6 protein-coding genes are annotated in these 6,593 nt (G+C 70.5%); 4 read left to right on the forward strand and 2 right to left on the reverse strand.

All coding sequences use genetic code 11. From position 1 onward, the window contains the following. Window positions 1-453: OmpA family protein (locus NBW84_RS17550; protein ID WP_250285815.1), on the forward strand; the 453-nt coding region annotated here is incomplete at its 5' end. Between the two features lie 228 nt (window positions 454-681). On the opposite strand, the gene NBW84_RS17555 is transcribed toward NBW84_RS17550, so the two are convergent. Then, entirely contained in the window at window positions 682-1,602 is a 921-nt protein-coding gene (locus NBW84_RS17555; protein ID WP_250285816.1) for a phosphatase PAP2 family protein, read from the reverse strand. Window positions 1,603-2,132: 530 nt separating this feature from the next. Between NBW84_RS17555 and NBW84_RS17560 the strand changes: the two genes are divergently transcribed. From NBW84_RS17560 to NBW84_RS17570, 3 genes are all read left to right on the forward strand, one after another. Next, window positions 2,133-2,321, forward strand: a complete 189-nt coding sequence (locus NBW84_RS17560; RefSeq protein WP_013874231.1) for a (2Fe-2S)-binding protein — start codon at window positions 2,133-2,135, stop codon at window positions 2,319-2,321. Window positions 2,322-2,338: 17 nt separating this feature from the next. Then, a complete protein-coding gene (bfr, locus tag NBW84_RS17565; protein ID WP_250285817.1) occupies window positions 2,339-2,809 on the forward strand; it encodes a bacterioferritin in 471 nt (156 codons plus the stop codon). Window positions 2,810-3,153: 344 nt separating this feature from the next. Then, window positions 3,154-5,334, forward strand: a complete 2,181-nt coding sequence (locus tag NBW84_RS17570; RefSeq protein WP_250285818.1) for a putative bifunctional diguanylate cyclase/phosphodiesterase — start codon at window positions 3,154-3,156, stop codon at window positions 5,332-5,334. A gap of 177 nt (window positions 5,335-5,511) precedes the next feature. On the opposite strand, the gene NBW84_RS17575 is transcribed toward NBW84_RS17570, so the two are convergent. Continuing rightward, the coding region (locus NBW84_RS17575; protein ID WP_250285819.1) for an energy-coupling factor transporter transmembrane component T family protein at window positions 5,512-6,593 on the reverse strand (1,082 nt) is incomplete at its 5' end.

Below are 6,593 nucleotides of genomic sequence, written 5' to 3' on the forward strand. Positions count from 1 at the left end.
GCCGCGCCGGTGCCAGCGACCGGCGGGACCGCGACAGCACCGGCGGCGGATACGGCCGCGCCACAGCCGGCGGCAGGTGCGGCCACGCCGCAGTCGCTGGCCGGCCGGCTCGCCAGCGTCCTCGCCGAGGGGCAGATCACCTTCGCGACGGGCAGCTCGGAGCTGACCGAGGCCGACCGCGTCCAGCTCGACCGGATCGCGGCGCTGCTGCGGGAGGACGAGCTCGGCGTCCTGCTGGCGGGGCACACCGACGCACGGGGGCCGCGCGCCTTCAACGAGGCGCTGTCACTGGCGCGGGCGCGGGCCGCCGCCGCCTATCTGACCGACCACGGTGTGTCCGCGGATCAGCTGCGGGCCGCCGGGTTCGCCTCGGACCATCCGCTGGCGACGAACGCCACCGATGCCGGGCGCGCCGCCAACCGCCGGGTGGAGATCTCCGCCCTCGTTCCGTAGCCGCCACCCGTAGCCGCCACAGCCCTGCCTCGATGAGCAGGCCGGATGGTCCGGGCCTTCCGGTCTGCCTTTCGGGCTGCCCGTCGGCGGGCCGCTCCGGCCTGGGCCCTCGGCCCGGCGCCTGGGCCGGAAATCCTGGGCCTGCCTCCTCGACCCGGGGGCTCACACGGCAGTCGCCGCCGTCCCGTGGGCAGGAGCAGGGCAGGCCGGGGGACGGCCGGGAGCGGGTCAGGACGGTTGCTGCGACCCGCAGGTATCCGAGCGGCGGGTCACCATCAGACGCATCACGGCGACTATCCGGGCCTGCGGGGCCAACCTGGTGACCTGCACCGCCAGGAGGACGAGCAGAGCGCCGACAATGCCGTCCACCCAGTAGTGGTTGGCCGTGGCGACGACGACGGCGGTGGTGGCCACGGGCTGGGCGATGGCGAGATAACGCCACCGGCTGCGCAGGGCGGTGACCACGACCCATGCCTCGATGATGGCCCAGCCGATGTGCAGGCTCGGCATGGCCGCGTACTCGTTCGCGAAACCGTCGCCCTGGGCGTAGGGCGACGGGCCGAATATCGCGCCGGTGTCGATCAGAGCTGTCATCGTCATGGGCAGCAGGCGCGGTGGAGCGAGCGGATACAGGATGTGGATCGCCAGGGCCATGCCTGTCGCGATAATGATCACATTGCGGGCCCTGGGCCAGGCGGAGCGGTGCCAGGCGAAGACCCAGACGAGCAGCGCGACCGCCGCGGGGAAGTGGACCGCGTAATAGAACTCGTTGATCAGGATCGTCACGTGGTGGGAGTGCAGGGCCAGCCGCTGGACGGCTGCCTCGTCGGGCAGGTACAGGCTGCGTTCCATCTGCCATACCGCGGCCCCGTGCGAGAGCGCTTCGGTCTGATGGCCGTCGACGATGTGCCGTCCGAAACGGTAGACCATGAACAACAGGCCGAGCAGGACGGTCTGGGTGGCCGCGTAGCCGGCGGTGCCGAGGGCGCGACGCCCCCGTCGTGCCCCGCCGGTGGCCGGGGCGCCGCCGGTGGCCGGGGCGCCGCCGGTGGCCGGGGCGCCGGTCGTGAGCCTGGCGTCGGGCATGGGCCGGCTGTCCGCCGTGGCACTGGTCGTGGGCAGCGCGGGCTGGGCGTCGGCCGTCGTCACGGGTAATGGGCCGATCGTGCGCGGAGAGACGCGGTTATGCTCGTCACTGACCCGATCGTCGAATTTTCGGCCCATATCGGGCAATGGTTGACGATATCGGACAATATGGGCCTACCTGGTTGGTCCACAGCACATTGTGCCCTCCTTCACGAAACGGGACCGTACCGTACTGCAATACCGTATCCGGGCGCCTGATCCTGGCTGCTGCCAGGTGTGATCCGTATCTCTCCGGGAATCGCGTCCCGTGCTGGGCGGCCGCTGTTTTCCGAGCTACCGGGCCTGTCCGTATGTCAGGCCGGTTCCGCCGCGGCCGTGATCGGCCTGTTGTGGCCGGGTGGTGACGTGGTGCTCGCTCATCCCCGCTTGCCTCCGATCTGTCCCTGTGGGATTCTTAGGCCACGTTTTTATTAGGGAAGGTTTAACTTAGACACGAGCACTTGCTGTCATTGATCCGACCGTATGCGGCGTCCGTGGGCCGTCGGTTCCGGAATATGGGACGAGGTGCTCTCTCCAGAGCGTGGTGAGGTGCGGTGCTGGTCTGTTCGTGCTTTGCTGTCTCCGAGCGGACGTTGCGCGGCGTGATTGAGTCGGGCGCGTGCGACACGGGCGAGGTGGGTGATGTCTGTGCCGCGGGCACCGGTTGTGGTGGCTGCCTCGACGAGATCGAGGAACTGTTGACGGACTACCGCCGTGGCTGTCCGGTTGTGTCATCGGGCTGACATAGCGGAGGTTTCATGTGAGGGGCGACCCGGAGATTGTCGAACTGCTCAACCGCGTCCTCACGAATGAGCTGACGGCCGTCAACCAGTACTTCCTGCACTCCCGGATGCAGCTCAACTGGGGTTACCGGCGGTTGGGCAAGCACACCTACGACGAGTCGATCGACGAGATGCGCCACGCTGACAAGCTGGTGCATCGCGTGCTGTACCTGGGCGGGCTGCCCAACCTCCAGCGGCTGAACACGCTCCATGTCGGCGAGACACCTGTCGAGCAGCTCAACTCCGACCGTACGCACGAGATCGAGGCCTGCGGCCTGCTGCGGGAGGGGATCGTCCTGACCCGCTCGCGTGACGACGTCGGATCCGCTGTCCTGCTGGAGGAGATCCTCACCTCCGAGGAGGAGCACATCGACTGGCTGGATGCCCAGCTCGAGCTGGTCTCCCAGCTCGGTGAGGCACACTATCTCGCCCAGCAGATCCACGACTGACGTCGCTGCCGGCGGAGTCGCAACGGCGGGCCGGAGGCGGCGCGATCATAGTTCTGCGCGCTGCCGACGGCCCGCTGTCGTCGATGAGCTGCTGTCGTCGATGAGCCGGACGGGCCGACGATGATACGATCATGGTTTTTCGTGTCGCTGGATGCCAGGAGTTCCCGGGCGTCGGAAGACACACCCGCTACCACAGCCTGACGTTCTGTGCGCACCTGCCTGCCGCTACACTCGCCATGCGATCGGGAAGGCCATGCGATCCATGAAGATAGCGTGACCAGCCGAGATGTGCACCGGGCTGACAGGCGCGAGGAGATCCGTTGGTCGCTAGCATGGCCGGCTCCGTGGCTGACGTGGTATCCACCGGGCTACTGGTGGTCACGTCAGACAGTCGTGTGGTCTGGGCGAACCGGGCCCTGCTCGATCTGGTGGCCACCGGCGGTGGTGCCGCGCACGACGCTGTCGCCGGTACCGTACGTGATCATTCTGGGCGTGACAGCGCTGACGCCGCCGAGCACGGTGGCGTGGAGCCGGGGGGCGCGGCGGGTGGCGGGTACCCGTGGGGCGGGCCGGACGCCGATCCGGTGTACTCCGCCCGCGTGGCGGTTGCCGAGGCCGGCCTGCCGCTGGCCGGGGTCGTCCCCGACACCGGCCAGCGGCAGGCCCAGTGGCAGGCGCCGGACGGCACCACCCACTGGCTGGAGGTCCGGGCCCGGACTCTGATCGCCGACCGTCCCGCCGGCTCCGGGCAGCCGCCCGCCGACAGTTTCGTCCTCTACGAGATCACCGATGTCACCGGGCGGCGCCACGAGGAGGAGACGCTGCGGCTGCGCGAGCGGTGGCTGCGCCACGTCGAGACGATCGCCCGTACCGGCATCTGGGAGTGGGACCTCGTCACCAACGAGATGGAGTGGTCCGACGAGCTGCTGGCCATGCTCGGCTATCCGACGGACACCCCGGTCGACTACGACGTCTTCCGCTCGTTGGTGCACCTCGACGACCGGGCGACGGTCGAGAGCGCGTTCGACCAGGCGATCACCACCGTCACCCCGGTCGAGGTCACCCCTCGGATGTACCTGGCCGACCGGGTGACCGAGTGTGTGCTGGAATGGCGGGGGGACATCCTCACCGACGACTCCGGCACGCCGATCCGGATCATGGGTACGGCCCACGACGTCACCGAGCTGGTCCGGACACGCCACGAGCTCGCCCACGCGTCCGTGCACGAGCCGCTCACCGAGGTGCTCAACCGGCGGGCGGTGACAGCCCTGCTGACCGAGCGGCTGGCCGCCGGGGTTGACCGCACCGGCGCGCTGCTGCTGGTCGACGTCGACAACTTCAAGATCGTGAATGACCTGCGTGGCCACTCGGTCGGCGACACGGTGATGCGTTCGGTCGCCCAGCGCCTGGTGGAGACGCTCCCGGCCGCCGTCATCGGCAGGCTCGGTGACGACGAGTTCGCGGTGGTCCTGCACAGCGGTGACGGGCCGGAGGCACTGGCCGTCGCGGACACCCTGCGCGAGCAGGCCGCCCGGCACACGATCATGGTGGATGGTTTCGCGGTGCGGGTGACGGTCAGCGTCGGCGTCGTGCCGCTGTCGGCCGTGGGTGACTGCGACACCGCGCTCGCCCATGCCGGGCTCGCTCTGGCCGAGGCCAAGGACGCCGGGCGCAACTGCGCCAAGCTGTTCACTGCGGAGCGGCACGAGTACCTCACCCGCCGTGCCCTGATGGTGCAGCGGGTGAGGGACGCCCTCGACGCCGGCCTGCTGACCCTCCAGGTGCAGCCCATCGTGGACCTGGCCTCGCACGAGGTGCAGGGATACGAGGTGCTGCTGCGGCTGCACGACGGCCAGCATCCCGAGATCGGCCCGGCCGAGTTCATGAGCGTGCTCGCGCACAGCGACCTGGTCCTGAGCCTGGACCGCTGGGTGGTGCAGCAGACGGTGGCCACGCTCGCCTCCGTCGCCGCCCGAGGGGAGCGGCTGCGCCTGCACGTGAACATCTCCGGCCGGTCGGTCGAGGACACAGGCTTCGCCGACTTCGTCCTGTCCGAGCTGCGCGCAGCCCGGGTCGACCCGTCCCAGCTCGGTATCGAGATCGCCGAGAGCGTGGCGGTCGCAGCCCCGGACGCGGTGCGCCAGCTCGCCGAGGCCCTCACCGGCGCGGGCTGCCGGTTCACCCTGGACGACTTCGGGGTCGGGCTGGGCTCGTTCGTCTACCTGCGGAACCTGCCCTTCACCAACGTCAAGATAGACGGCGACTTCCTGCGGCACGTCGACACCTCCCCGGCCGACGCGGTGCTGGTGGACGCGGTGGTCCGCGTCGCCCGCTGCCTGGGCATGTACACCATCGCCGAGAGCATCGACCGGGAGTCGCTGGCACCGGCCCTGCGTGACCTCGGGGTGGACTACGCCCAGGGATTCCACCTCGGGCCGCCCCGCCCGTTGACGGAGCTGTTGCCCGGTACGTCCGAGGCGGATCCGCAGGCCCAGGAGGCCGGCCTCAACAGCTTTCTCGGCTGACGGCGGGGCGTTTCCCGGCCCGACCTGCCGGCAGGGGCAGGCGCAGGCCTGTCCTGGCCGGTAAGGAAGGGCTCCTACCGGCCAGAACAAAAGGGCTCCCGCCGGCCAGGACAGGCGCGGGCCACAGCCAGGAAGGGCTGACGGGCTGTACCGCTGACGGGCTGTACCAGGGAAGGGCTATACCAGGAAGGTCGCCACGGTCAGCCCGGCCAGGGCCGCGAGCGCCGCGGCGTCCACCCGCCGCGGGCGCGCCGGCTGATACGCGACCGCGCCGAACCCGCCACGGGCGGCGATCGCATCGGTCATCTCCGCGGCCCGGCGCAGGCAGGTGACGATCGCCGTGCACAGCAGCTCGGTGACCGATCGCGCGTGCAGCGGCAGCGCCGCGAGCCGGCCCGGCAGCCGGCGGCGGGGCGGCCGCGGCCCGACGCGCAGCCGGCGGACCGCGAGCAGCATGCGGATCTCGTCCACGAGCAGCGGCAGGCAGCGGATGGACAGCGCCACCGTCGCGACCCACTCGTCGATCGGCAGCCGCAGCCTGCGCAGTGGCGCCAGCAGTCGGCCCAGGGCGGGCGCCAGCTCCGACAGCGGTGTGGTCCATCCCAGCAGCGCGGCCGCGGCGAACATCGTCATGGACGCCGACGTCAGCCGCAGCCAGTCCAGCATGCCACCGACGGACAGCTGTACGCCACCGACGGTGACGAACGGTGCCGCGTGCGACTGGGCGGTGAGCAGCACCCCGATCAGCAGGCCGTACCAGAACCAGCGGGGCAGGCGCGGGGCGGCACCGACCGGGATCCGGGCGACGACCATGGAGACGCCGACGAACCCCGCGACCATTCCGATCACCGGCCAGGACGGCCGTACGGCGATCAGCACGCCGAGCAGCGCCATGATGATCAGTTTTGTGCCGGCCCACAGGCGGTGCACCGGGGTGCCACCGGGGATGTAGCGCAACAGGTTCGGCTCGGTACGGTGCCCGTGCCTGGCCGGCCGCCGCCGGCCGAACCGGCCCCGGCGGGAGCCGGCCGGGCCGCGGATGCTCCTGTTCCCCGATCTTCCCGACGGCGGTCGTGAGGCCACGGTCGCCGGTCCCTGCGCTGGCACGCAGCCCGGGCGTCCGGCATCGCCTACCTGCCCGTCGCCGCTACCATCACTGTCGGTATCGCTGTCACCGCTACTGCCGCTATCGGCATTGCTGTGGCCGGCACTGCCGTCGCTGCGGCCGGCATCGCCGTCGCTGTGGCCGTCGCCGGCCT

The organism is Protofrankia sp. CiP1_Cm_nod2 (assembly GCF_920664355.1).
GTDB lineage: Bacteria > Actinomycetota > Actinomycetes > Frankiales > Frankiaceae > Protofrankia.